Here is a 25,518-nt window from a genome sequence, read left to right as displayed (position 1 = left end):
TCGGCGACTCAGCCTGCGGTCACGTGCCGCGTCCAGGACAGGATCGCCATGACCGCGTCGGGGTCGAGCCTCGTCCCCTCCTCGTTGTAGTTCGTCCCCGGGACGATCTCGGCGCGCGGGCGGAGTTCGTGCTTGAGCACGTGGTTCGCGTTCGCGGGGAACGAGAACGTCACCAGCGGATTGCCCGCGGCGGCCATCCGCAGTGGCTCCCCGTCGGCGGCGGCATCGATCTGCAGGTCCTTCTCCCCGATGAGCACGAGCGCGGGGATCGCGACCTCCCCGATGCTGTCGGCGACGCTCTCGCTCCACAGTTCACGTGCGAACGGGAGGTTCACGGGACTGTCGAAGCTGCGCAGCACGTTCGCGACGGCGTCGGGGATGGCTTCGTCCGGATCCATCGAACCGCCCGCCGAGAAACGGGTCGTCGCCTCTCGTACGAGAGCGAGGATCTTCTGTCCCCCGGGTACCGCGGAGAGCTGCGCGCTCAGCTGCATGCCCAGCACCGCGCCGACGCTGCGCCCGGGAGGCGCGGCGAGCACCAGTCCGCAGAACGGGATCGGAAGCCGCTGCTCTGCCTGCGCGAGCGCATAGTGCAGCACGTGCACGCACCCCTCGCTGTTGCCCAGCCCCACGATGCGGCTCCGATCCACCCGAGGATCGGCGACGAGCACGTCGACCGCCGCGGCAAGCTCAGCGAGATGCGACGCCATGCTGAACGTGCCCGCGAGGCGCGGCAGGTTCTCGACGACGTGCGGGCCCGACGCCCGCTTGTCGTAGCGCAGCGTGATGAAGCCGTTCTCGGCGAACGACTCGGCGAGCAGCCTGCCGGATCCGTTCGTCCCGGGCAGCATCGGCGAGTTCCAGTCCCGGTCCGTCGGCCCGCTGCCGGCGACGAGGACGACTGCGGGGAACGGGCCGTCTCCGTCCGGCGCCATGATCGTGCCGAACATGTCGATGCCGTCGAGGGTCCAGCCCACCTCTGCAGAGTGCGTCATGAGCAGAGTCTGACGTGCGTTCCTCTCGAACTCCGAGGAATCGACGGAGAGTCTCTCGCGCCGACATCTCTCACAGCGCCGACGCCGCCTCGCAGGAACGGCGCTCAGAGGGGGCGCCGACGCGGCGAGGGGGCGTCGAGGGGATCGGTCAGGCGGCAGCGCGTGCGGCGACGAACGCCGAGACGCAGCGCTCGACCTGCTCCGGGGTGTGCGCGGCGGAGAGCTGCACCCGGATGCGAGCGAGACCGCGCGGCACCACCGGGAAACTGAACGCGGTCACGTACACGCCCTGCTTCTGCATCTCCGAGGCGACCCGTGCGGTCAGCGCGGCATCGCCGAACATGACCGGGACGATCGCGTGCTCCCCCGGGAGCAGGTCGAACCCCTCCTCGGTCATGCGACGCCGGAACAGCGCGGCGTTGGACTGCAGCTGCGCGCGCAGGGACCCCGATCCCTCGACGAGGTCGAGCGCGCGCAGGGTGCCCGCGACGATCGACGGGGCGAGCGTGTTGGAGAACAGGTACGGCCGGGCACGCTGGCGCAGCAGAGCCACGATGTCTCGGTGACCCGCGACGTAGCCGCCGCTCGCGCCACCGAGCGCCTTGCCGAAGGTGCCGGTGTAGATGTCCACACGACCCTCGACGCCGCACAGCTCCGGCGTGCCGCGTCCGTGCTCGCCGATGAATCCGACCGCGTGCGAGTCGTCCACGAAGACCAGGGCGTCGTAGCGCTCCGCGAGGTCACAGATCTCGGCGAGCGGCGCGATGTAGCCGTCCATGGAGAACACGCCGTCCGTCACGATCACCCTGAATCGGGCGTCGGCCGCGGCCTGGAGCTGCTCCTCGAGGTCGCCCATGTCGCGGTTCCGGTAGCGCAGCCGGCGCGCCTTGGAGAGCCGGATCCCGTCGATGATCGACGCATGATTGAGCTCGTCCGAGATGATCGCATCCTCGGCCGAGAACAGCGTCTCGAAGACGCCGCCGTTCGCATCGAAGCAGGATGAGAACAGGATCGCGTCCTCGGTGCCGAGGAACGCCGACAGACGCCGCTCGAGTTCGAGGTGCTGCTCCTGCGTGCCGCAGATGAATCGCACGCTCGCCAGGCCATAGCCCCACTCGTCGAGCGCGCCCTTGGCGGCAGCGACGAGGCGCTCGTCGTCGGCGAGCCCCAGGTAGTTGTTGGCGCAGAAGTTCAGCACCTCGGCGCCGTCCGCGATGATCTCGGCGCGCTGCGGACCGCGGATCCCGCGCTCGTGCTTGGTGAGCCCTGCCTCGTCGATACCGGCGAGTTCGCCGGCGAGGTGCTGCTGGAATGCTCCGTACATCGTCGTCTCCTACAGTTCGGTCCAGTCGAGGATGATCTTGCCCGTGCCCGCCGATGCAGCGGCCGCGAAGCCCTTCTCCCAGTCGCGGGCCGGAAGGACCTCGGCGATGATGCGGGTGATCGAGTCGCGCAGCACGGGGCTGGTCTGCAGCATCGCGCCCATCGCGTTCCAGGTCTCGAACATCTCGCGACCGTAGATGCCCTTCACGGTGAGCATGTGGGTGACGATCTTGCCCCAGTCCACGCTGAACGGTCCGGTCGGCAGGCCGAGCATGGCGATCCGGCCGCCGTGGTTCATGTTGTCGATCATCGCGGGCAGCGCGCTCGGCGCTCCGCTCATCTCGAAGCCGATGTCGAAGCCCTCGCGCATGCCGAGCGCGCGCTGCGCGTCCGCGATGTCCTCGCGGGAGACGTCGACGACGGCGTCGGCGCCCATCTCACGCGCAAGCTGCAGTCGTGGCGCGCTCACATCGGTCGCGGTGATGAAGCGTGCACCCACGTGCCGGGCGATCGCGATCGCCATGAGGCCGATCGGGCCGCAGCCGGTGACGAGCACGTCCTCTCCGACGAGCGGGAAGGCGAGCGCGGTGTGCACGGCGTTGCCGAGAGGGTCGAAGATCGCGCCGAGCTCGGGCGTCACATCGGCGTGATGCACCCAGACGTTCGTGGCGGGAAGGGTGAGGTACTCCGCATACGCGCCGTCGCGCTGCACGCCGAGTCCGATCGTGCGGATGCACATCTGCCGGCGGCCGGCGCGGCAGTTGCGGCACATTCCGCACACGATGTGCCCCTCGCCGGAGACGCGGTCGCCGACCGAGATGTCGTGCACCAGCGGGCCCACCTCGACGACCTCGCCGTAGAACTCGTGCCCGGGAATGAGCGGCGCCTTCACCGCGGAGGCGGCCCAGTCGTCCCAGCGCTGGATGTGCAGATCGGTGCCGCAGATGCCGGTGCGCAGCACGCGGATGACCACCTCGTCGGGTCCGGCCACGGGGTCGGGCTGGTCGACGAGCGCGAGGCCCGCGTGCGGGCCGTCCTTGTAGAGAGCCTTCATGCTTCGATCCCACCGCGAACAACCCTGTAGATCAATCCCCACTGTCTGGACTGAGCTTTAAGCATCGCTACATGCTTGACTGGACATATGCAGTTGCAGCAGCTTCAGATCCTCCGCGAGCTCGGCGCGCTCGGCAGCGTGACCGCCGTCGCAGAGGCCCTGCGCGTCACGCCGTCCGCCGTCTCCCAGCAGCTCGCCGCGCTGCAGCGCGGAGTCCGGGCGCCGCTGACGAGAAAGCAGGGCCGCACGCTCGTGCTGACGCCCGCCGGAGAAGCTCTCGCCGAGGCCGGTGCCGCAGCGCTCGACGCGATGGCCGCGGCGCGATCGGCGGTGGACGAGTTCGAGGCGACCGAGGGCGGTGTCGTCACGGTCAGCGGCTTCCTCAGCGCCGCGCAGGCGCTGTTCGGCCCGCTGATCCGGGCGCTCGGATCCGGACCCGACGTCCCGGCGATCCGCTTCACCGACGAGGATGTCGCGCAGAGCGACTTCCCTGCCCTCACCGCACGCTACGACCTCGTGCTCGCGCACCGCATGGAGCACAGTCCGCCCTGGCCCAAGACCGGGATCCGCGTGCTGACGCTCGCCGCCGAGCCGCTGGACGTGGCGCTCTCCCCTGAGCACCCGCTCGCGCAGCGCGCCTCGCTGCGCCCGGCCGATGTGGTGGGCGAGCGCTGGGTGACGAGCCGAGCCGGCTACTCCCCCGACGACGTGCTGCGCACGATCTCCGCCATCACGAACCAGCCTGCCGAGATCGTGCATCGCATCAACGACTACGGCGTCGCCGCCTCCGTGATCGCGACGGGCGACGTGATCGGGGTCCTCCCCCGCTACACCTCGCCGGGCACCGACGCCGTCGTGCGCCGCCCGCTGCAGTACGTCAGCACCAACCGGATGATCGACGTGCTCGCCCGGCCGGAGAACCTGCGCCGGCGTTCCGTGCGTCTCGTGTCCGACGCGCTGCGCCGGGTCATGGCGGATCTGACCGGCTGAGCGCCGCGCGGCCGGGCACTCCCTCTGGTCCGAGCCATCTTCTAGGCTCGGACCATGACGGTCGAGACCAACCCGCTGCTCACGCCCTCCACCCTCCCGTACGCGCTACCCGACTACGGATTGATCCGCGCGGAGCACTATCTCCCCGCATTCCGGCAGGGATTCGAGGAGCAGCTCGTCCAGATCCGCCGGATCACGATGGTGCGGTCGATGCCGACGTTCGAGAACACGATGGTCGCGCTGGAGCGCAGCGGAGAGCTTCTGGACCGGACCTCGCACGCGTTCTACACCGTGAGCTCCGCCGATGCGACCCCTGAGATCCAGGCGATCGATGAGGAACTCGCCCCGCTGATGGCGGCGCACCAGGATGCGATCCTGCTCGACGCCGCCCTGTACTGGCGCATCTCGCAGCTGCACGAGCAGATCGGCGCACTGTCGCTGGACCCTGAGCAGCATCGGCTCGTCGAGCGCTGGCATCGCGAGATGACGCTGGCCGGGGCGGCGCTCGACGACGAGGCGAAGGCTCGACTCACCGAGCTGAACCAGCGGATCTCCTCGCTGAGCACGACCTTCGAGAGGAACCTGCTCGCCGACACGAACGCGCTGGCCGTCGTGTTCGACGACGCGATCGAACTCGACGGCCTGAGCGACGGTGAGCTGTCCGCTGCCGCGCGCGCCGCCGTCGAGCGCGGCCTCGACGGCAAGCACCTGCTCACGCTCCCGCTCTTCACCGGCCACCCCGCCCTGGCGGCGCTGACGAACCGCGAGAGCCGTCGTCGGATCATGGCGGCATCGCTCTCTCGCGGCGCCCGAGGGGGCGACCACGACAACCGCGCTGTCCTCGTCGAGATCGCCCGTCTCCGCGCCGAGCGCGCGGAACTGCTCGGTTACCCCTCGCATGCCGCTGCCGTGACCGCCGACGAGACCGCGGGCACGCCCGAAGCCGTGGAGCGCATGCTCCGAGATCTCGCCGCGCCGGCCGCACGCAACGCGACAGCGGAGCGGGCCGCCCTGCAGGGACTCATCGACGAGACCGAGCCCGAGCCGTTCCCCCTGGAGGCGCACGACTGGGCCTTCTACACCGAGAAGCTGCGCACGGCGCAGTATGAGATCGACACCGCGGCGCTGCGCCCCTGGTTCGAGGCGGAGCGAGTGCTCCGCGACGGCGTGTTCGCCGCCGCCGGCCGACTGTACGGGCTCTCGTTCACGGAGCGCCCCGACCTGCCCGTCTACCACCCCGGCGCGCGGACCTTCGAGGTGTTCCAGGAGGACGGGTCCGCGCTCGGGCTCTTCGTGCTGGATCTGTACACCCGCGACAGCAAACGCGGCGGTGCGTGGATGAATCCGATCGTCAGCCAGTCCGCGCTGCGTGGCACTCTGCCGGTCGTTGCGAACAATCTCAACGTGGCCAAGCCCGCCGACGGCCAGCCGACGCTGCTCACGCTCGACGAGGTGAACACGTTGTTCCACGAGTTCGGTCATGCGCTGCACGGTCTCTTCTCCGATGTGGCCTACCCGCACTTCTCCGGCACGAACGTGTTCCGCGACTTCGTCGAGTTCCCCAGTCAGGTCAACGAGATGTGGATGCTCTGGCCCGAGATCGTCGGCTCGTACGCACGGCATCACGAGACCGGAGAGCCGCTCCCGGTCGGTCTCATCGACCGTCTGCAGGCGACCGGGACCTTCAACCAGGGGTTCGAGACCAGCGAGTACCTCGCCGCAGCCTGGCTCGACCAGGCGCTGCACACACTGCCGGCAGGCGGCTCGATCGACGATGTCGCGGCGTTCGAGGCAGCGGCCCTCGCCGACATCGGGCTGAACGATCCGGCGGTGCCCACCCGATACTCCTCGGCGTATCTCGCGCACGTGTTCTCCGGCGGCTACAGCGCCGGCTATTACTCGTACATCTGGAGCGAGGTGCTCGATGCCGACACCGTGGAGTGGTTCCGCGAGAACGGCGGGCTCACCCGGGAGAACGGGGAGCGCTTCCGGCGTCGCCTGCTGGGCGTCGGCGGGTCGAAGGATCCGCTCGAGGCCTATCGAGACTTCCGCGGCCGTGCCGCCGAGATCGGCCCGCTGCTCAAACGACGCGGACTCGACAGCTGACGGCACCGGTCCCGGCGGTCTGCTGCGCTCTTGCGCCCCGAGCGGGCATCGCGCATGCTGAGCACGGCGTGCGCGTATCGGACGTGCCCGATCGAGGAGGAGTCCCCATGACCGCGTTCCCCGCCGAGCCGTTCGACGGCGTTCAGGAGATCACCGTCGAGGCCGCACCGCTCGCTGTCGTGCGGCATTCCGGACTCCGCCTGAGCAGCCTCTCGGACGTCTTCGATCCCGCCTACGCCGCGCTCGGCCGGGCGATCGCCGATGCCTCGTTCTCTCCGGCGGGTCCGGCGCTGGCCGTCTATCACGGCGACCCCATGGGCGTCTTCGACCTGGAGATCGGATTCCCGGTGACCGCGCCGATCAGCGAGGTCCTCTCGGTCGACGGCGTCGAGATCGCTCCCTCCGCGCTGCCCGCGGGGCCTGCTCTCGCCGCCAGTCACATCGGCGCCTACGACGGGCTCGGCCCCGCGTGGGGACGCCTGTACGGTGACGTTGCGCAGCGCCAGCGCCGGGGAACGGGCGATTGGATCGAGATCTACGTCACGGATCCGCGGAGCGCCGCGCCGGCCGAGCCGCGCACGGATCTGGTGCTGCGCACGGTCTGACGCACCGACACGCGGCTGCGTGGGGGCGAGGTCCTCGGCGGGGCTGTGCCGGTGATGCCGGACGGGACCGTCAGGCGCTCTTGCGCTTGCGCGCGAGCACGAGCGTCGGTGCCGCGCCTTCCTCGACCGCCGCGCGCGTGACGACGACCTTCTGCACATCCTCCGCGGAGGGGATCTCGAACATGATCGGCCCGAGGACGTCCTCGAGGATCGCCCGGAGTCCGCGCGCGCCGGTCTTGCGCAGCACGGCGAGGTCGGCGATCGACTTCAACGCGTCGTCCTCGAACTCCAGCTCCACGCCGTCGAGCTGGAACATGCGCTGATACTGCTTGACCAGCGCGTTGCGCGGCCCGGTGAGGATGTCGATCAGAGCCGCCTGGTCGAGCGGCGAGACCGAGGCCACGACCGGCAGCCGGCCGATGAACTCGGGGATGAGACCGAACTTGTGCAGGTCCTCGGGGAGCACCTCGCTGAACAGATCCAGGTCCTTGCCCTTGTCGTGCAGCGGCGCGCCGAATCCGACGCCGTGCTTGCCGACACGGGAGGAGACGATGTCCTCGAGGCCGGCGAAGGCGCCGGCGACGATGAACAGGACGTTCGTGGTGTCGATCTGCAGGAACTCCTGGTGCGGGTGCTTGCGGCCGCCCTGCGGGGGCACCGACGCGACCGTGCCCTCGAGGATCTTGAGCAGCGCCTGCTGCACGCCCTCTCCCGAGACGTCGCGGGTGATCGACGGGTTCTCCGCCTTGCGGGCGATCTTGTCGATCTCGTCGATGTAGATGATGCCCTGCTCCGCGCGCTTGACGTCGTAGTCGGCCGCCTGGATCAGCTTGAGAAGGATGTTCTCCACGTCCTCGCCGACATAGCCGGCCTCGGTGAGCGCTGTGGCGTCGGCGACCGCGAACGGGACGTTCAGGCGCTTCGCGAGCGTCTGCGCGAGGTAGGTCTTGCCGCACCCGGTCGGGCCGATCATAAGGATGTTGCTCTTGGCGATCTCGATGTCCTCGGCCTTCTGCTCGGCCGGCTGCAGGGTGCCGCGGGCGCGAACCCGCTTGTAGTGGTTGTAGACCGCGACGGCGAGGGCCTTCTTGGCCGGCTCCTGACCGACCACGTACTCCTCGAGGAAGGAGAAGATCTCGCGGGGCTTGGGCAGATCGAACTCGGCGACCTCGCCGTTCGCGGACTCCGCCATCCGCTCTTCGATGATCTCGTTGCAGAGCTCGACGCACTCGTCGCAGATGTACACGCCGGGACCGGCGATGAGCTGCTGCACCTGCTTCTGACTCTTGCCGCAGAACGAGCACTTGAACAGGTCGGCGCTCTCACCGATGCGTGCCATGTGCGTCCTCCTTCGAGACGTGGTCCGCGGTCGCCTCCGTGCTGTCACGACGGGCGATCGCGGCGTGGGAACACCGTGCGGCGATGCCGCTGTTCGAGCCTAACCGCTGCATCCGACATCCGCCCGCATCGCCACGGATCCCCCACGACGCGTCGCTCCGCGCACGGCGAACAGGCTCCCATCCACCCTTGCATGACGAATGGCCCGCCCCGTGTGACGCGGGACGGGCCATTCGAAACAATCAATCAGACCATGCTCTTCGGGTGCCACACGGTCTTCACCTCGGTGAAGGCGGCGATCCGCTGCGGAGAGGCGACGACCTCGCCCGGGGCCAGCACGCGCTTGAGCGTGTCGGCGGCGGCGATCTGCAGGTCGATCCAGTCGATGCCGCCTGCGCCCGCCAGATCCAGCGCGTTGACGTCGGCGTGCGAGGCGAGCCACGGCGCGAGCTCCGCCGGGGCTCCGGTGAGCACGTTCACCACGCCGCCGGGAACATCGCTCGTCGCGAGCACCTCGGCCAGGCTGATCGCCGACAGCGGGTACTGCTCGCTCGCCACGACGACCACCGTGTTCCCGGCGACGAGCGCCGGCGCGACGACCGAGACGAGGCCCAGCAGCGCGTCCTCCTGCGGCGCGACGATCGCGACGACGCCGGTCGGCTCGGGCGCGGAGATGTTGAAGTAGGCCCCCGCGACCGGGTTCAGGTTTCCGGCGATCTGGGCGTACTTGTCGCACCAGCCCGCGTACCAGACCCACAGATCGATCGCCTCGTCGACCTGCGCTCCCGCCGCGGCGGCCGACACGCCCTGCTGCGCGACGATCTCGTCGACGAACTGCGCCTTGCGGCCCTCCAGCACCTCGGCGACGCGGTACAGCACCTGTCCCCGGTTGTACGCGGTGGCCTTGGCCCAGCCGGCCTGCGCGGTGCGCGCGGCCTTGACCGCGTCGCGCGCATCCTTGCGCGAGGCCTGGGCGGCGTTCGCCAGGAACGCGCCCTTGGGCGTGGTGACCTCGTAGGTGCGTCCCGATTCGCTGCGCGGGAACGCGCCGCCGATCGCGAGCTTGTAGGTCTTGGGAACGGTGAGTCGCGCGCTCATGCGGCGGATCCCTTCTTCGGTGCCTTGGCCTCGATCTGGCGGGCGACCCCGGACGGACGCAGGTACGCGGTCAAGCCCTGCTTGCCGCCCTCGCGGCCGTAGCCGGACTCCTTGTAGCCGCCGAACGGGCTGGACGGATCGAACCGGTTGAACGTGTTCGCCCACACCACGCCGGCGCGCAGGCGATCGGCGACGGCGAGGATCCGGGATCCCTTGTCGCTCCAGATCCCCGCAGACAGACCGTAGGGGGTGTTGTTCGCCTTCGCGATCGCCTCGGCCGGAGTGCGGAAGGTGAGCACCGACAGCACGGGGCCGAACACCTCCTCGCGGGCGATGCGATGCGATGCCTCGACACCGGTGAAGATCGTCGGGGCGAACCAGAACCCCTTCTCCGGAATCGCGCAGTCGGCGGTCCAGCGTTCGGCGCCCTCGTCCTCACCGATCTGGCTGAGCTCCCTGATGCGGGCGAGCTGCTCCGCGGAGTTGATGGCGCCGATGTCGGTGTTCTTGTCGAGCGGATCGCCCAGGCGCAGCGTCGACAGGCGCTCCTTCAGCCGGTCGATCACCTCGTCGTGGATGGACTCCTGCACCAGCAGCCGGCTGCCGGCGCAGCACACATGGCCCTGGTTGAAGAAGATCCCGTTGACGATCCCCTCGATCGCCTGATCGATCGGGGCGTCGTCGAACACGATGTTCGCGGCCTTGCCGCCGAGCTCGAGGGTGAGTGCCTTTCCGGTGCCGGCCACGGCGCGGGCGATCTCGCGACCCACCGCGGTGGAACCGGTGAAGGCCACCTTGTCGACGTCGGGGTGGCGCACCAGCGCGGCGCCGGTCGCACCGGCGCCCGTGACGATGTTCACCACGCCTGCAGGCAGGTCGGCCTGCTGCAGGATCTCGGCGAAGATCAGCGCGGTGAGCGACGTCGTCTCCGCGGGCTTCAGCACCACCGTGTTGCCTGCGGCGAGGGCCGGGGCGACCTTCCACGCGAGCATGAGCAGCGGGAAGTTCCACGGGATGACCTGACCCGCGACGCCGTGCGCGGCCGGATCCGGTCCCGCTCCGGCGTAGTCGAGCTTGTCCGCCCAGCCTGCGTAATAGAAGAACCAGGAGGCGACGAGCGGCACGTCGACGTCGCGGGACTCCTTGATCGGCTTGCCGTTGTCGAGGCTCTCCGCCACCGCGAGCTCGCGGGCGCGCTCCTGCACGAGGCGCGCGATGCGGAACAGGTACTTGCCGCGGTCGCGGCCGCTCATCTTCGACCACACCTTGGTGTAGGCGCGACGCGCGGCGGCGACGGCGAGGTCGACGTCCTCATCGGACGCGTGCGCGATCGTCGCGATGCGCGACTCGTCCGCCGGGGAGATCGTGCCGAACGAGGCGCCGCGGCCCTCGACGAACTCGCCGTCGATGAAGAGCCCGTACTCGTCCTTCAGGTTGAGGATGCTCCGCGACTCGGGCGCGGGCGCGTATTCCAGGAATCCCATGAACAGTCCTTCGTCAGTCGATCGTGACGTAGTCGGGGCCGGAGTAGTGGCCGGTGGTCAGCTTCTGCCGCTGCAGCAGCACGTCGTTCAGCAGGCTCGAAGCGCCGAAGCGGAACAGGTGCGGCTGCAGCCACTCCTCCCCCACGGTCTCGGCGACGTGCACGAGGTACTTCACCGCGTCCTTCGAGGAGCGGATCCCGCCCGCGGGCTTCACGCCGATCTTCTCGCCTGTGAGCCGGTGCCAATCGCGCACGGCTTCGAGCATGAGGAGCGTGACCGGCAGCGTGGCCGCCGGGGCGACCTTGCCGGTGGACGTCTTGATGAAGTCGCCGCCGGCCAGCATGCCCAGCCACGACGCGCGCTTGATGTTGTCGTAGGTGTTCAGCTCTCCGGTCTCGAGGATGATCTTGAGCGAGGCGGAGGTGCCGTCCTCTCGACGGCAGGCGTCCTTGACGGCCACGATCTGGTCGAACACCTGGCCGTAGCGCCCGGCGAGGAACGCACCTCTGTCGATCACCATGTCGATCTCGTCGGCGCCGGCCTCCACGGCGTCACGGGTGTCGGCCAGCTTCACCGCAAGGGACGCGCGGCCGCTCGGGAACGCGGTGGCGACCGCCGCGACGGAGATCGCACCGTCATCCGGATCACCGTGCCGGGCGCCCAGCGCCTCGACGGCATAGGACACCATGTCGCCGTACACGCAGACCGCGGCCACGGACGGACAGGTCGGATCCGAGGCGTCGGGCTGCTTGGCCTTGGAGACCAGCGAGCGCACCTTTCCCGGGGTGTCCGCGCCCTCCAGCGTCGTGAGGTCGATGAGCCGCACGATCGTGTCGAGAGCCCAGGCCTTCGACGTCGTCTTGATCGAGCGCGTGCCGAGCGCGGCGGAGCGCTGCTCCAGGCCCACCGCGTCCACGCCGGGCAGGCCGTGCAGGAATCGGCGCAGCGTGAGGTCGTCGGGGTCCCCGCCGAGCACCTCCAGCGCCGTGCGCCGTGCGAGTTCGGTCGTCGTCACTGGTCCTCCAAGAGGGTCCGGGCGGTCGCCTCGTCGGTGACCACCATCGTGCACAGGTTCGCGGTCACGACCGTGCGGGCGATGTCGTGCTTCGCCTCTCCGGCCGTGACGAAGACGGAGGTGCGCGCCTCGCGCAGTCGCTCCAGGCTGAGTCCGACGGTGCGGGCGTCGAGTTCGGGATCGACGATGTTGCCGTCGGCATCGATGTAGCGGCCCAGGACGTCGCCGACCGCACCGCGACGGCCCAGTTCGTCGATGTCCCGGACGCTCAGGTAGCCGTTCTCGACGTGGGCGGATCCCGCGTCGCAGACACCCGCGGTGAAGAGGTAGGCGTCGGCCTGCGCCGCCTGCTCGAGCACTCCCGCGACGGTGCGGTCGCGCTCGATGGCCTGCTTGGTCTCGAGCCGCTCCAGGATCGCGGGGCTGGGCAGCAGCGCGACGTGCCCCGAGGCGCGCTGCGCGATCGTCGCAGCGAGCGAGGCGGCACCTCCGGGGCGGCGATTCACGCTCACGCCGCCGTTCATCTGCACCACGGTGACGCCGCGGGCCCACCCCTCCGCCATGCGGTCGGCGATCGCGGTGAGCGTGCGCCCCCAGCTCACGGCGAGGGTCTTCGGCACCGGCCGGAGAGCGGCGAGGTGGTCGGCAGCGCCCTGCGCGACTCGTCCGAGCGTCTCGGCATCGCTCGGCCCGTTCGGGACGACGACCGCGTCCGCGAGCCCGAAACGCTCGCGCAGCTCCCGCTCGATGCCGAGCTTGCGAGCGCGCGGGTGCACGATCTCGATCCGCACGATCCCGGAGGTTCGCGCCTGCTGCAGGAGCCGCCCGACCTTCCAGCGCGAGACGCCGAGCAGACCGCCGATCTCGTCCTGGGTCTTGTCCTCGTCGTAGTAGAGCTCCGCAACGCGGACGGCGAGCAGCTCGTCGTCGTCGATGGCGGATCGGGGCATGCTCCGAGAGTACCCCTCGCCACGCGCACGCGCACGGCAATGCTCATATGAGCAGGCCGCACCACTCACTCGCGCAACGGGAGCGGGGACGGGAAAGGGCGGGCCGGAATCAGATCCGGACCGCCCTCTCGCGGGACGTCAGCAGGTCAGCTCAGCGACTGGCGCTTGCGGCTCGTCAGCACCTGGTCGACGATGCCGTAGGCCTTGGCCTGCTCCGCCGAGAGGATGTTGTCGCGATCGATGTCACGGTTGACCTTCTCGACCGGCTGACCGGTGTGGTGCGCCATCGTCTCCTCGAGCCAGGTGCGCATCCGGAGGATCTCCGCCGCCTGGATCTCGATGTCGGACGCCTGGCCCTGACCGGCCTCGCCCATCGCCGGCTGGTGCATCAGCACGCGGGCGTTCGGCAGCGCGAGGCGCTTGCCCGGGGCACCGGCCGCGAGCAGCACCGAGGCGGCGGAGGCGGCCTGTCCGAGCACGACGGTCTGGATCTGCGGTGCCACGTACTGCATGGTGTCGTAGATCGCCGTCATGGCCGTGAAGGATCCGCCGGGCGAGTTGATGTACATCGTGATGTCGCGCTCGGAGTCCTGGCTCTCCAGGACCAGCAGCTGGGCCATCACGTCATCGGCCGACGCGTCGTCGACCTGCACGCCGAGGAAGATCACGCGATCCTCGAACAGCTTGTTGTACGGGTCCTGACGCTTGAAGCCGTAGGCGGTGCGCTCCTCGAACTGAGGAAGGACGTAGCGGCTCGAGGGCAGGGTGCCGGCGGACCGGAACGTGGGTGTGTACATGAGTGTCCTCTCCAGCCTTACTTGTCCGCGCCCGTGCCGCCGCCGCCGTGCACGTCGCTGGCGTGCTCGCGCATGTGGTCGACGAAGCCGTACTCGAGGGCCTCGGTGGCGGTGAACCAGCGGTCGCGGTCGCCGTCCTCGTTGATCTGCTCGACCGACTTGCCGGTCTGCGAGGCCGTGATCTCGGCGAGGCGCTGCTTCATCGACAGGATGAGCTGCGCCTGCGTCTGGATGTCGCTGGACGTGCCGCCGAAGCCGCCGTGCGGCTGGTGCAGCAGCACGCGCGCGTTGGGCGTGATGTAGCGCTTGCCCTTGGTTCCGCTGGTCAGCAGCAGCTGCCCCATCGAGGCCGCCATGCCGATGCCCACCGTGACGATGTCGTTCGGCACGAACTGCATCGTGTCGTAGATCGCCATGCCGGCGGTGATGGATCCGCCGGGCGAGTTGATGTAGAGGTAGATGTCCTTCTCGGGGTCCTCAGCGGCGAGAAGGAGGATCTTGGCGCAGATCTCGTTGGCGTTCTCGTCCCGCACCTCGGATCCCAGCCAGATGATGCGATCCTTGAGCAGCCTGTCGAAGACGCTCGTCGCGACCAGGGGTTCAGCCATTTCCGCTCCTGTTTCCGTGTTCGGTGATTCGAATCTACCGGCGACAACGCGCGTGCCCGGCCGTGTTCGCCGTCGGCATATCAGGCGTCGCGGCCCGCGATCTCGTGCGCGTAGGCCGTCATCGACCGGTGGTAGCGGGGCATGTGCGGCACGAGGGCCAGAACGGCCACGGCGAGCCCGCGCTCGGGCTGTCCGCTGCTGGCCAGCGCGAGCGCGTGCATGGCGGCGATCGCATCGCGGTAGACGGAATCAGGGTGCGCGGCATGCTCGGCCTCGATGAGTTCGAGCGCGCCCGGCACGTCGCCGAGATTGCGCAGCGAACTGGCCAGCTGGATCGTCGCCTGGGCGCGCCGGTCGTCGTCGAGCCCGAGCTCGAGCGCACGCTGGTAGAGCGGCACGGCCTCGTCGGGCCGTCCCGCCGAGTCGCGGGCGCCGGCACGTTCGAAGGCGGCTTCGGCATCATCGGGGCCGCGCTCCGCCGCGATCGCGTCGATCCGCGTGATCACCTCGTCGTCGACAAGACCGCCCGAGGCGGCCTCCCACACGGCGTCGATCCGCTCCTGCCAGTCGTTCATGTCTGTCCTCGGTCTCATCGTCGGTGGATGCGAAGAGGGCGGGTGCATGTCGCACCCGCCCTCTTCCGGATCGTGGATCCGGTGCTTACTCGGCAGCAGCCTTGTCGGCGGCCTTCTTCGCCGGAGCCTTGCGCGCGGCCGGCTTCTTGGCGGCGGGCTTCTCCTCGACGGCGGCCTCGGCGGCAGGAGCCTCGTCGGCCTCGGCGACCTTCTTGGCCGGAGCCTTCTTGGCGGGAGCCTTCTTGGCCGGAGCCTTCTTCGCGGGCTTCTCCTCGGCCGGGGCCTCCGCGGAGTCCTCGGCCTCGTCGTCGGTGGCGACGAAGCCGGTCAGGTCCACGGCCTTGCCGTTGGAGTCGACCACGGTGACCTTGCCCAGCGCGACTGCCAGCGCCTTGTTGCGGGCGACCTCGCCGACCAGCACGGGCAGCTGGTTCGCGGACTGGAGCGCCTCGACGAACTCCTGGGGAGCCATGCCGTACTGCGCGGCGGACTGGATCAGGTACTGGCTGAGCTCGTCCTGCGAGACCTGGACGTTCGCGTCCTCGGCGATGGAGTCGAGCAGCACCTGGGTGCGGAACTGCTTGGTGCTCGCCTCCGTGACCTCGGCGCGGTGCTCGTCGTCCTCCAGGCGGCCCTCGCCCTCGAGGTGGTTGTGCACCTCGTCCTCGATGAGCTGCGGCGGGACGGGGATGTCGATCTGCTCGAGCAGCGTCTCGACGAGCTTGTCGCGCGCGGCGGACGCCTGCGTGAACACGCCCTGCTGCTCGACCGACTCGCGCAGGCTGTCGCGCAGCTCGGCGATCGTGTCGAACTCGCTCGCGATCTGCGCGAAGTCGTCGTCCGCCTCGGGCAGCTCGCGCTCCTTGACGGCCTTGACGGTCACGGAGACCTCGGCCTCCTCGCCGGCGTGGTCGCCGCCCACGAGCTTCGAACGGAAGGTGGTGTCCTCGCCGGCGGTGAGCGAGTCGATCGCGTCGTCGATGCCCTCGAGCAGCTCGCCGGAGCCGATCTCGTAGGAGACGCCCTCAGCGCGGTCGATCTCGGCGTCGTCGATCGCGGCGACGAGGTCCAGTTCGACGAAGTCGCCGGCCTTCGCGGGACGGTCGACGGGGACCAGGGTTCCGAAGCGGGCGCGCAGGCGGTCGAGCTCTGCGTCCAGCGCGGCGTCATCGGCCTCGACGGCGTCGACGGTCACGGTGATGCCCTCGAGCGAGGGGACCTCGATCTCGGGACGGACGTCGACCTCGACCTCGACCTTGAGGTCGCCGGAGAAGTCCTTCTCATTGGGCCACTCGATGACCTCGGCCGAGGGGCGGCCGACGATGCGGAGGTTGTGCTCGAGCGATGCCTCACGGAAGAAGGTGTCCAGGCCCTCGTTGACGGCGTGCTCGATGACCGCGCCGCGACCGACGCGCTGGTCGATGATCGGCGCGGGCACCTTGCCCTTGCGGAAGCCCGGGATCTGCACGTCCTGCGCGATGTGCTCGTACGCGTGAGCGATGCTGGGCTTGAGGTCCTCGGGGGTGACCGTGATGTGCAGCTTGACCCGGGTCGGGGCAAGCTTCTCGACGGTGCTGTTCGCCATGCTGGTGTGTCTCCTTGTGAATGTCCCGCGCGGAGATCCACGCGAGTGCGACGTATCTGAACGTCGGGGCGACAGGATTTGAACCTGCGACCTCCCGCTCCCAAAGCGGGCGCTCTACCAAGCTGAGCTACGCCCCGGATAGGACCCGCGCGCGCGGGAACGGCCTCCACGAGTCTAACGGAACAGAGCACCCCCGGCAGTCAGGTATGCTCGTGGAAGTCCCGCGGCGTCGTATCGCGGGCCGGTCCCCTCGCTCGCCGAGGGGCCCGGGGGTGTAGCTCAATGGTAGAGTCTCAGTCTTCCAAACTGATTGCGCGGGTTCGATTCCCGTCACCCCCTCCACACTTTCTCCCCCGTTCTGCAGAGGAACGCGAGGTCCGATCCTGCGGCTCGACGCCGTGATGCGGTCGCGTCGCGACGCCTTCGTTCCCGGGCGGTCGGCGTAGAGTTCGCTCCGTCGATGGGAGCGGACATGGAGATCACTCCGACGCGCATCACCGCGCTCGATGCGGACCAGGTGTTCGTCTTCGGCTCGAATGCGGACGGCCGTCATGGCGGCGGTGCCGCCCGGATCGCGTACGAGACCTTCGGAGCGGTCTGGGGTGAGGGGCACGGTCATCATGGTCAGACGTATGCCATCGACACGATGAGCGGCCTCGACGTCCTCGCCGCCGAGGCGCAGACGTTCGTGGCCTACGCGACCGCGCATCCCGCTCTGCGGTTTCTGCTGACCCCGGTCGGGTGCGGGATCGCCGGCTACGCACCGGATCAGGTCGCGCCCGCATTCGTCGGCCTGCCCGCCAACGTCTCGGTGCCGGCGAGCTTCGTCCCGTTCCTCTGAGATCGCCGCGACGGCACGGCTCCGCATACGCCCAGGGCCCGCCCGGTCCGCATGAGAGGATGTCCGCACGTGCGACGACGTCGAGCCGTCGCACCCGCATCACCCGGCCCCTCGGCCCCGAGCGACAGGACCGTGATGGAAGAGCCCCACCCGCCGCACCGCGACGATGCCGCACCGGATGAAGACCTCGGCACGACGGAGGCCGGCGTCACCATGCCGGACGCCGACGATGCCCGGCCACCGGGCCCGAGCACCTCGCACCTCGTACCGGGTGCGCAGGACGCCGATGCACCACCGGCTTCTCCGTCCGACTCCGCGGCGCGAACGCGCCGCCGGCGCCGCGTCCTCGCCTGGGTGCTCCCTCCGGTGGCCGCCGTACTGGTCCTGGGTGCGCTCGCGATACTCGAGCTCACCGCGTGGCAGAGCTTCGAGCACGAGAGCGCTGCGCTGAGCAAAGCCCTCGACGATCAGGACGAGGCCGCACGCCAGGTGCAGGGAGCGCTGGCCGGGTCGCGCAGTGTGAGTGACGCGGCGACCGCCGTGCTCGCCGTTCAGGACGGCGGCCTGCTCACCGGCGAGGAGCGCACGGCCCTCGCCGACGCTGCCCATCAGGCCGCCGAGCGCTCCAAGGCTGCCTCCGCCCTGCTCCCCGGCAGCCGACCTCATACGAGCCCCCGGAGATTCTGGTTCTGGGAGGTGAATGCCGACACCGCGAGACTCGAGAAGCTCGGCGCGAACGCGCACGAGCGGGCGAAGAAGCTCGACGCCGCCGAGGGACCGCTGCGATCCGCCACGGAAACGGTGCGCACCATCGCGTCGGCCACGCTGACCACAGCGGCCGACCGCGCCGCCGGCGCGGAAGCCGCGAATGTGCCCGCCGACAACGACGCCGTGCTCGACCTCCGAGCCGCTGCGACGCAGGTGAAGCAGCACGCGTCCGTCTTCCGGCCCTACGCCGCTGCGGAGTACACGACACTCGTCGCAGCCGTTCAGAAGCTGCAGGATTCGCACACCGCCACCCTCGCAGCCGAATCGGGCCCCCTGGAGCAGTCGCGCCTCGACCTGGAGGCATTCGCCCGGTCTCTCGCACCGGGCATCCTCATGGACTTCGAATGGGCCGATCTCATCAACGGCCTGGGCGAATCCAACGGCTACCTCTCCGGAGAGACCGCGTGGTGGTACGACCGGGGCGGGTACGCCACCATCCGGCTGTCGAACTCGATCGCCCAGGACTGGCCGAGCGACGCCGCGCATGCGATCGTCGCCCACGAGGTCGGGCACGCCATCACGATCCGCTGTCGCACGATGTACGACACCACGAACGATCAGACGGCGGAGGCTTGGGCCACCGCATGGGCGATCAGCATGGGCTTCACATCCGATGCCAACGGCACCTCCGCGTACGGCTCTCCCCCCGATTCGCTGATCCAGACCGCGTCCGCCTGCCGCTGAACCCGCACAGTCTCGCTCCAGCGCTCCGGATAGCGCGCGGATACGACGAGAGCCCCTGCCGAAGCAGGGGCTCTCGTCGTATCCGGTGCGTGCAGGATCAGGACTGACCGCGCCGCTCGCGCAGCTGAGCGAGGGCGTCGCCGAGAAGCTGCTCGGCCTCCTCGTCGGTACGGCGCTCCTTCACGTACGCGAGGTGGGTCTTGTAGGGCTCCGCCTTCGCGATCTCCGGCGGGTTCTCCTTGTCCCGCCCGGCGGGAAGGCCGGAGTGCGGGTGGTCGATGATGTCGGGGATCTCTTCCTCGGGCAGGCCCGCCGCGAAGTAGCGCACGGTCTCGTTGCCGAGTCCGTCCCAGTACGAGATCGCGATGCGGTCGGCGTGATAGCCGTGGTCCTGCTCGCCCATGGGGCCGGATCCGACCCTCGTTCCACGGATCGCGTTGCCACCGGTCGCCATCAGATGGCCTCGAACTTCGTGATGAGGCCGAGTCCGACGACCGCGACGAACCAGGCCAGGGCGAGCACGACCGTGAACCGGTTGAGGTTCCGCTCGGCGAGACCGCTGGACCCGACAGCGGAGGACATGCCGCCGCCGAACATGTCGGAGAGGCCTCCGCCGCGCCCCTTGTGGAGCAGGATCAGAAGGGTCAGCAGGACGCTGGTGATGCCCAGCAGCACCTGCAGGATGAACTGGAGAATATCCACGGATCGGCCTTTCGCTCGGGCCCGCACGGGCGTGCGGGATCCCGGGTAACGGTCAATTATACGTCGAGACGTCCCCGCCCCTCGGGGCGGGGACGCGTGTCACACGCCGACGTGCTTCTGATAGCGCACGATCGCGGCGAACTCGTCGACGACCAGGCTCGCTCCGCCCACCAGCGCACCGTCGACGTCGGGCTCGCGCATGAAGCCGGCGATGTTCGCGGACTTCACCGAGCCGCCGTACAGGATCCGGGTGCGCGCGGCGGCCTCGTCGCCGAGAACGGTCGCGATCACGCCGCGCAGCACGGCGCAGACGTCCTGCGCCTGCTGCGGGGTCGCCGCCTGTCCCGAGCCGATCGCCCAGACCGGCTCGTACGCGACGACGATGTCCGCCTTCGCATCCAGACCCTGCAGCGCCGCCTCGAGCTGACCGGCGGGAACGGCGCTCGCGCCGAACTTCTCCAGGTCCTCCGCGGTCTCACCGACGCAGATCACCGGCACCAGACCGTGCTTGAGCGCGGCCCTGGTCTTGGCCGCCACCACCTCATCGCTCTCCGCGTGGTACTCGCGCCGCTCTGAGTGACCGATGATGACGTAGCTCGCGTCGAGCTTGGCCAGAAACGCGCCGGAGATCTCGCCGGTGTACGCTCCGGCGTCGTGCTCGGACAGATCCTGCGCGCCGAACGCGAACGGGATCTTGTCCGCGTCGATCAGCGTCTGGACGCTGCGCAGGTCGGTGAACGGCGGGAACACCGCCACCTCGACCGTTCCGTCCTCGTGCTTCGCGTCCTTGAGCGTCCAGTGCAGCTTCTGCACGAACGCGACCGCCTGCAGGTGGTCGAGGTTCATCTTCCAGTTGCCCGCAATCAGCGGGGTGCGGGTCGTTACGCCCATCCGAGGACCTCCAGTCCGGGAAGCTTCTTGCCCTCGAGGAACTCGAGGCTCGCGCCTCCGCCCGTCGAGATGTGACCGAACTGGTCGTCCGCGAAACCGAGCTGGCGCACGGCCGCGGCGGAGTCGCCGCCGCCGACGACACTCAGGCCGTCGGTCTCGGTGAGCGCCTGCGCGACCGCCTTGGTGCCGGCGGCGAACGCCGGGAACTCGAACACGCCCATCGGGCCGTTCCAGAACACGGTCTTGGATCCGCGGATCGCGTCCGCGAAGCGCGCCGCAGTGTCGGGGCCGATGTCGAGCCCGATGCCGGAGGCGCCGAACGACGTCGCCTCGATCGCGTCGGCCGCGGCGATCTCGTGCGCCGCATCCGCGGAGAACGAGGCCGCGACCACCACGTCGGTCGGGAGCACGAGCTCCACACCGCGCTCGGCCGCTTCGGCGATGTACCCGCGCACGGTGTCGAGCTGGTCCTTCTCCAGCAGGCTGGAGGCGACCGCGTGGCCCTGGGCCGCGAGGAAGGTGAACAGCATCCCGCCGCCGACGAGCAGACGGTCGACACGCGGAAGCAGGTGCGAGATCACACCGAGCTTGTCCGAGACCTTCGAGCCGCCGAGCACGACCGTGTAGGGGCGCTCGGGGTTCTCGGTGAGGCGGTCGAGCACGGTGAGCTCGGCCTCGATGAGCAGGCCGGCCGCGGACGGCAGGATCTGCGCGAGGTCGTAGACGCTGGCCTGCTTGCGGTGCACGACACCGAAGCCGTCCGAGACGAGCGCGTCGCCGAGTGCGGCGAGCTGCTCGGCGAAGGCACGGCGCTCCGCGTCGTCCTTGGAGGTCTCCCCCGGGTTGAAACGGAGGTTCTCCAGCACGACGACACCGCCGGACGGCAGGGCCGCGACGGCGTCCTGCGCCGCGGCGCCGACAGTGTCGGCCGCGAACGCGACCGGCTGCCCGAGCAGTTCGCCGAGGCGCACCGCGACGGGGGCCAGGCTGTACTGCGGATCCGGGGCGCCCTCAGGACGACCGAGGTGGGAGCACACGATCACGCGAGCCCCCTGGTCGATGAGGGCCTTGAGAGTCGGCACCGACGCACGAACACGGCCATCGTCCGTGATGACCCCGTCCCGCAGGGGGACGTTGAGGTCACAACGGACGATGACGCGCGTTCCGTCGAGCGAACCGACCGATTCCTTCAGGGATTCGAGGGTGCGCAGAGTCATGGATATGAGCTTAGAGGCGCTCGGCCACGTACTCGGTGAGGTCGACCAGACGGTTCGAGTAGCCCCACTCGTTGTCGTACCAGCTGGAGACCTTCACCAGGTTGCCGGAGACGTTGGTGAGGGTCGAGTCGAAGATCGACGAGAACGGGTTGCCCTGGATGTCGCTGGAGACGATCTGGTCCTCGTTGTACTGCAGGTAGCCGTTGAGGCGCCCGTCGGCCGCGGCCTTCGCGTAGGCGGCGTTGACCTCGTCGGCCGTCAGGTCCTCGCGCTCGGTGATGAGCGTCAGGTCGACGATCGAGCCGGTGGGAACGGGCACGCGGTAGGAGGAACCGCTGAGCTTCCCGTTCAGCTCCGGCAGCACCAGGCCGATGGCCTTGGCGGCTCCGGTCGAGGCCGGGACGATGTTGATCGCGGCAGCGCGGGCGCGACGCAGGTCACTGTGCGGGCCGTCCTGCAGGTTCTGGTCGGCGGTGTACGCGTGCGCCGTCATCATGAAGCCGCGGACGATGCCGAACTCGTCGTTGAACACCTTGGCCAGCGGCGCGAGGCAGTTCGTGGTGCAAGACGCATTGGAGATGATGTGGTCGGTCTCCGGGTTGTACGTCTCTTCGTTCACGCCCATCACGATGGTCGCGTCGTCGCCGGTCGCGGGAGCGGAGATCAGCACCTTCTTGGCGCCGGCCTCGATGTGCTTCTTCGCGAGCTCGGCCTTGGTGAAGAATCCAGTCGACTCGATGACGATGTCGACGCCCAGCTCGCCCCACGGCAGGTTCGCGGGGTCGCGCTCGGCGAATGCCTTGATGTGGTGCCCGTCGACGGTGATGCTCTCGTCGTCGTAGCTCACGTCAGCCTTGAGCACGCCACCCACGGAGTCGTACTTCAGCAGGTGGGCGAGGGTCTTGTTGTCGGTGAGGTCGTTGACCGCGACGATCTCGAGGTCGGCGCCCTGCTCGAGGGCTGCGCGGAAGTAGTTGCGTCCGATTCGGCCGAAGCCGTTGATACCGATCTTGACAGACACGAAAGTCTCCTGGTTCTTACTCAAGGAAAAGCGTGATTCTTGCAGATTGCGCGGACAACGGCGTCCTGATGGGAATATCGCCCATCAGGACGCCCATCTTTTACGACAGTACCAGCAGTCCGTTGGTCTTCTCGCGCGCAGCAGCGAGGCGCTGGGCGACGTTCTCCCAGTTCGCGATGTTCCAGGCGGCCTTGACGTAGTCGGCCTTGACGTTCAGGTAGTCCAGGTAGAACGCGTGCTCCCACATGTCCAGCTGGAACAGCGGCACCGTGCCCTGCGCCGTGTTGCCCTGCTGGTCGAAGAGCTGCTGGATGATGAGGCGGGCGCCGATCGGGTCCCAGCTCAGGACCGACCAGCCGGATCCCTGGATGCCCATCGCGGCCGCGGTGAAGTGCGCCTGGAACTTCTCGAAAGAGCCGAAGAACTCGTCGATGGCCGCCTTCAGCTCGCCCTCGGGCTGACCGCCTCCGTTGGGCGACAGGTTGGTCCAGAAGATCGAGTGGTTGACGTGTCCGCCGAGGTTGAACGCGAGGTCCTTCTCGAGCTTGTTCACGTTCGCGAGGTTTCCGCTCTCGCGGGCCTCAGCGAGGGACTCGAGCGCCGCGTTCGCTCCCGCGACGTAGGCGGCGTGGTGCTTGTCATGGTGCAGCTCCATGATCTTGCCGCTGATGTGCGGCTCGAGAGCCGCGAAGTCGTAGGGAAGGTCGGGCAGCGTGTAGATCGCCATGTCGATGTCATCCAATCCGCGCCGCGCTCGCGGCGCTTGCCGGTCCCCCGAAGCGCGGTGGTGCGCACGGGGCGGACGTCTTTCATCCTAATGACGGCAACGCGCGGAATGTCCGGATCCTTCCGGATGTGACGCCATCGCGAGGGCCGTTCCGGGCGTGTTTCCGCAGACCGGAACGCGGGCCCCCGCTGGCGCGCCTCAGACGTCGAGACCGGCGGGCACGGCGGCCTCGGTGCCGGGGATCCCGTCGGTCTGCGCGCGCTTGTCGGCCATCGCGAGAAGGCGACGGATCCGGCCGGCGACGGCGTCCTTGGTCAGGGGCGGATCGGCGTGATGGCCGAGCTCGTCGAGGCTGGCGTCGCGGTGGGCGAGGCGCAGCGCGCCGGCCGTGCGGAGGTGCTCCGGGACGTCCTCGCCGAGGATCTCGAGTGCGCGCTCGACGCGGGCGCAGGCGGCGACCGCGGCCTGCGCGGAACGGCGCAGGTTCGCGTCGTCGAAGTTCACCAGGCGGTTGACGCCGGCGCGCACCTCGCGACGCTGTCGCATCTCCTCCCACGCGGCGGCGGTCTTGGATGCACCCATCAGGGCGAGCACGGCACGGATGCCCTCGGGCTCGCGGATCACCACGCGCGGCATCCCGCGCACCTCGCGCGCCTTGGCGGCGATACCGATCCGGTGTGCGGCGCCCACGAGCGCCATGGCGGCCTCGGACGAGGGGCACGCCACCTCGAGCACCGCGGAACGGCCGGGCTCGCTGAGCGATCCGGCGGCGAGGAAGGCTCCGCGCCAAAGGCCGGCGAGCTCTTCGCGCGATCCGGTGGTGAGACGGTTAGGGAGGCCGCGCACGGGACGGCGGCGCTGGTCGAGCAGACCCGTCTGACGGGCGAGGGTCTCGCCCGCGGCGATCACCCGCACGGCGTACTTGGCGCCGTCGTGGCTGGAAGCGCCCTGGATCGGGGCGATCTCGGGACGGACGCCGAACAGCTCGGCGAGGTCACGCGCGACGCGCCGTGCGAGCAGCTCCGCGTCCACCTCCGCCTCGACCGCGATGCGGTTGGCGATCTGGTGCAGCCCGCCGGCGAACCTCAGCACGGCCGTCACCTCCGCGACGCGCACCGAGGGGGGTGCGTTCCGGATGCTGACGAGCTCGGCCTTGACGTCGGTGGTGAGTGCCACGGGTCTCCTTCTCACGGGCGGCGCCGGATCTCGGCACAAGGGATCAGCTTACCCGGCCGCGGCGCTCACCACCGGCCGGGCCGGCCTCACTCTCGCCCGAGGTCGCGGTGACGAACGGTCACCGCGACTCCCGGGATCTGCCCCAGGCGTGCGGCGAGCTCCTCGACCATCGCGACCGAACGGTGCTTGCCGCCCGTGCAGCCGATGGCGACCATCGAGTGGCTCTTGTTCTCGCGCTGGTATCCCTCCAGCACGGGGCGCAGTGCGGCCGTGTAAGCGTCCAGGAACTCCTGCGCGCCGTCGCGGGTGAGCACGTAGTCGCGCACCTCGGAGTCCAGGCCCGTCGAGCCGCGCAGCTCATCGATCCAGAACGGGTTGGGCAGGAACCGCATGTCGGCGACCAGGTCCGCGTCCGAGGGCAGACCGTACTTGAACCCGAAGCTCATGACGGTCAGCTTGTGGCGCGCGGCACCCTCCTCCGCGAACACCTCGTTGACCTTGGTGGCCAGCTGATGGACGTTCAGGCTCGAGGTGTCGATGATGATGTCGGCGGCTTCGCGCAGAGGCGCGACCCTGGTCCGCTCCGTGCGGATGCCGTCGAGGAGCGTCCCGTCGGCCTGCAGCGGGTGCGGACGTCGGACCGACTCGAAACGGCGCACCAGCACGTCGTCGGCCGCATCCAGGAACACCACCTGCACGGATCCGTGCTCGCGCAGCGCGCGGGCCACTCCGGGGAAGCCGTCGAAGAGATCACGCCCGCGCACATCCACGACCGCGGCCACCTTGGGCAGAGCCGCTCCGCCGAGGTTGGCGAGATCCAGCAGCGGACGGAGCATCTGGGGCGGGAGGTTGTCGACCACGTACCAGCCGAGGTCCTCGAGCGCATTCGCGACTGTCGAGCGCCCGGCGCCCGACATTCCGGTGACGATCAGGAACTCACCCTGGTCGGCGCTCATGTGCTCTCCTCC

At 69.3% G+C, this 25,518-nt stretch carries 25 protein-coding genes and 2 tRNA genes; 6 read left to right on the top strand and 21 right to left on the bottom strand.

Features of this window, described 5'->3' with window-relative positions; all coding sequences use genetic code 11:
* Positions 1-8: 8 nt before the first annotated feature.
* From LXM50_RS00875 to tdh, 3 genes are all read right to left on the bottom strand, one after another.
* Complete coding sequence (locus tag LXM50_RS00875) at positions 9-995, bottom strand: alpha/beta fold hydrolase (RefSeq protein WP_233309223.1); 987 nt, start codon at positions 993-995, stop codon at positions 9-11.
* Positions 996-1,143: 148 nt separating this feature from the next.
* Positions 1,144-2,319: a glycine C-acetyltransferase gene (locus LXM50_RS00870; protein ID WP_233309222.1), complete on the bottom strand. Its 1,176-nt coding sequence runs from the start codon at positions 2,317-2,319 to the stop codon at positions 1,144-1,146.
* Positions 2,320-2,328: 9 nt separating this feature from the next.
* Positions 2,329-3,372 carry an L-threonine 3-dehydrogenase gene (tdh, locus tag LXM50_RS00865; protein ID WP_233309221.1) on the bottom strand — a complete coding sequence of 348 codons (1,044 nt, stop codon included), beginning with the start codon at positions 3,370-3,372 and terminating at the stop codon, positions 2,329-2,331.
* An 87-nt stretch (positions 3,373-3,459) separates the two neighbouring features.
* Between tdh and LXM50_RS00860 the strand changes: the two genes are divergently transcribed.
* The 3 genes from LXM50_RS00860 (at position 3,460) to LXM50_RS00850 (ending at position 7,073) form a co-directional block, all read left to right on the top strand.
* Positions 3,460-4,362: a LysR family transcriptional regulator gene (locus LXM50_RS00860; RefSeq protein WP_233309220.1), complete on the top strand. Its 903-nt coding sequence runs from the start codon at positions 3,460-3,462 to the stop codon at positions 4,360-4,362.
* Positions 4,363-4,416: 54 nt separating this feature from the next.
* Entirely contained in the window at positions 4,417-6,468 is a 2,052-nt protein-coding gene (locus LXM50_RS00855; protein WP_233309219.1) for a M3 family metallopeptidase, read from the top strand.
* A gap of 107 nt (positions 6,469-6,575) precedes the next feature.
* Complete coding sequence (locus tag LXM50_RS00850) at positions 6,576-7,073, top strand: GyrI-like domain-containing protein (RefSeq protein WP_233309218.1); 498 nt, start codon at positions 6,576-6,578, stop codon at positions 7,071-7,073.
* A gap of 70 nt (positions 7,074-7,143) precedes the next feature.
* On the opposite strand, the gene clpX is transcribed toward LXM50_RS00850, so the two are convergent.
* From clpX to LXM50_RS00800, 10 genes are all read right to left on the bottom strand, one after another.
* Positions 7,144-8,412 carry an ATP-dependent Clp protease ATP-binding subunit ClpX gene (gene clpX / locus LXM50_RS00845; protein WP_233309217.1) on the bottom strand — a complete coding sequence of 423 codons (1,269 nt, stop codon included), beginning with the start codon at positions 8,410-8,412 and terminating at the stop codon, positions 7,144-7,146.
* A gap of 245 nt (positions 8,413-8,657) precedes the next feature.
* The gene (locus LXM50_RS00840; RefSeq protein WP_233309216.1) at positions 8,658-9,509 is read right to left on the bottom strand and encodes an aldehyde dehydrogenase; all 852 of its coding nucleotides are present in this window, start codon (positions 9,507-9,509) and stop codon (positions 8,658-8,660) included.
* Entirely contained in the window at positions 9,506-10,993 is a 1,488-nt protein-coding gene (locus tag LXM50_RS00835; protein WP_233309215.1) for an aldehyde dehydrogenase family protein, read from the bottom strand. The genes LXM50_RS00840 and LXM50_RS00835 overlap by 4 nt, the downstream gene beginning before the upstream one ends.
* A gap of 13 nt (positions 10,994-11,006) precedes the next feature.
* Complete coding sequence (deoC, locus tag LXM50_RS00830) at positions 11,007-11,975, bottom strand: deoxyribose-phosphate aldolase (protein ID WP_267920484.1); 969 nt, start codon at positions 11,973-11,975, stop codon at positions 11,007-11,009.
* A 29-nt stretch (positions 11,976-12,004) separates the two neighbouring features.
* Positions 12,005-12,958 carry a sugar-binding transcriptional regulator gene (locus tag LXM50_RS00825; RefSeq protein WP_233309213.1) on the bottom strand — a complete coding sequence of 318 codons (954 nt, stop codon included), beginning with the start codon at positions 12,956-12,958 and terminating at the stop codon, positions 12,005-12,007.
* A gap of 146 nt (positions 12,959-13,104) precedes the next feature.
* On the bottom strand, positions 13,105-13,755 hold the full coding sequence (locus LXM50_RS00820) for an ATP-dependent Clp protease proteolytic subunit (protein ID WP_233309212.1): 651 nt from the start codon (positions 13,753-13,755) through the stop codon (positions 13,105-13,107).
* A gap of 17 nt (positions 13,756-13,772) precedes the next feature.
* Entirely contained in the window at positions 13,773-14,363 is a 591-nt protein-coding gene (locus tag LXM50_RS00815) for an ATP-dependent Clp protease proteolytic subunit (protein WP_233309211.1), read from the bottom strand.
* 80 nt (positions 14,364-14,443) lie between these two features.
* A complete protein-coding gene (locus LXM50_RS00810; RefSeq protein WP_233309210.1) occupies positions 14,444-14,938 on the bottom strand; it encodes a tetratricopeptide repeat protein in 495 nt (164 codons plus the stop codon).
* An 85-nt stretch (positions 14,939-15,023) separates the two neighbouring features.
* The gene (tig, locus tag LXM50_RS00805) at positions 15,024-16,523 is read right to left on the bottom strand and encodes a trigger factor (protein ID WP_233309209.1); all 1,500 of its coding nucleotides are present in this window, start codon (positions 16,521-16,523) and stop codon (positions 15,024-15,026) included.
* A 63-nt stretch (positions 16,524-16,586) separates the two neighbouring features.
* Positions 16,587-16,660, bottom strand: a tRNA-Pro gene (locus LXM50_RS00800).
* A gap of 131 nt (positions 16,661-16,791) precedes the next feature.
* On the opposite strand from LXM50_RS00800, the gene LXM50_RS00795 reads away from it, so the two are divergent.
* The 3 genes from LXM50_RS00795 (at position 16,792) to LXM50_RS00785 (ending at position 18,816) form a co-directional block, all read left to right on the top strand.
* Positions 16,792-16,865 (top strand) — tRNA-Gly (locus LXM50_RS00795).
* A 130-nt stretch (positions 16,866-16,995) separates the two neighbouring features.
* On the top strand, positions 16,996-17,364 hold the full coding sequence (locus LXM50_RS00790) for a hypothetical protein (RefSeq protein ID WP_233309208.1): 369 nt from the start codon (positions 16,996-16,998) through the stop codon (positions 17,362-17,364).
* A 135-nt stretch (positions 17,365-17,499) separates the two neighbouring features.
* On the top strand, positions 17,500-18,816 hold the full coding sequence (locus LXM50_RS00785; protein ID WP_233309207.1) for a hypothetical protein: 1,317 nt from the start codon (positions 17,500-17,502) through the stop codon (positions 18,814-18,816).
* Between the two features lie 97 nt (positions 18,817-18,913).
* Here the strand turns inward: LXM50_RS00785 and LXM50_RS00780 are convergent, their stop codons facing one another.
* The 8 genes from LXM50_RS00780 to rapZ form a co-directional block, all read right to left on the bottom strand.
* Positions 18,914-19,270: an RNA polymerase-binding protein RbpA gene (locus LXM50_RS00780; protein ID WP_045272527.1), complete on the bottom strand. Its 357-nt coding sequence runs from the start codon at positions 19,268-19,270 to the stop codon at positions 18,914-18,916.
* On the bottom strand, positions 19,270-19,518 hold the full coding sequence (gene secG, locus LXM50_RS00775) for a preprotein translocase subunit SecG (RefSeq protein WP_233309206.1): 249 nt from the start codon (positions 19,516-19,518) through the stop codon (positions 19,270-19,272). Before secG ends, LXM50_RS00780 begins: the two co-directional genes overlap by 1 nt.
* A gap of 99 nt (positions 19,519-19,617) precedes the next feature.
* A complete protein-coding gene (gene tpiA / locus LXM50_RS00770; RefSeq protein ID WP_233309205.1) occupies positions 19,618-20,409 on the bottom strand; it encodes a triose-phosphate isomerase in 792 nt (263 codons plus the stop codon).
* Complete coding sequence (gene pgk, locus LXM50_RS00765; RefSeq protein ID WP_233309204.1) at positions 20,400-21,626, bottom strand: phosphoglycerate kinase; 1,227 nt, start codon at positions 21,624-21,626, stop codon at positions 20,400-20,402. Before pgk ends, tpiA begins: the two co-directional genes overlap by 10 nt.
* 10 nt (positions 21,627-21,636) lie before the next feature.
* Complete coding sequence (gene gap / locus LXM50_RS00760; RefSeq protein ID WP_233309203.1) at positions 21,637-22,647, bottom strand: type I glyceraldehyde-3-phosphate dehydrogenase; 1,011 nt, start codon at positions 22,645-22,647, stop codon at positions 21,637-21,639.
* A 100-nt stretch (positions 22,648-22,747) separates the two neighbouring features.
* Positions 22,748-23,374, bottom strand: a complete 627-nt coding sequence (locus LXM50_RS00755) for a superoxide dismutase (protein WP_233309202.1) — start codon at positions 23,372-23,374, stop codon at positions 22,748-22,750.
* 198 nt (positions 23,375-23,572) lie between these two features.
* Positions 23,573-24,550, bottom strand: a complete 978-nt coding sequence (whiA, locus tag LXM50_RS00750; RefSeq protein WP_233309201.1) for a DNA-binding protein WhiA — start codon at positions 24,548-24,550, stop codon at positions 23,573-23,575.
* A gap of 86 nt (positions 24,551-24,636) precedes the next feature.
* Positions 24,637-25,506 (bottom strand): RNase adapter RapZ, encoded by an 870-nt coding sequence (rapZ, locus tag LXM50_RS00745; RefSeq protein WP_233309200.1) that lies wholly within the window; start codon positions 25,504-25,506, stop codon positions 24,637-24,639.
* Positions 25,507-25,518 lie beyond the last annotated feature (12 nt).

This window comes from Microbacterium sp. Au-Mic1 (assembly GCF_021341785.1).
Lineage (GTDB): Bacteria > Actinomycetota > Actinomycetes > Actinomycetales > Microbacteriaceae > Microbacterium.
Note: the sequence above shows the minus strand (reverse complement) of the source record. Positions and strands in the feature narration are given on the sequence as shown.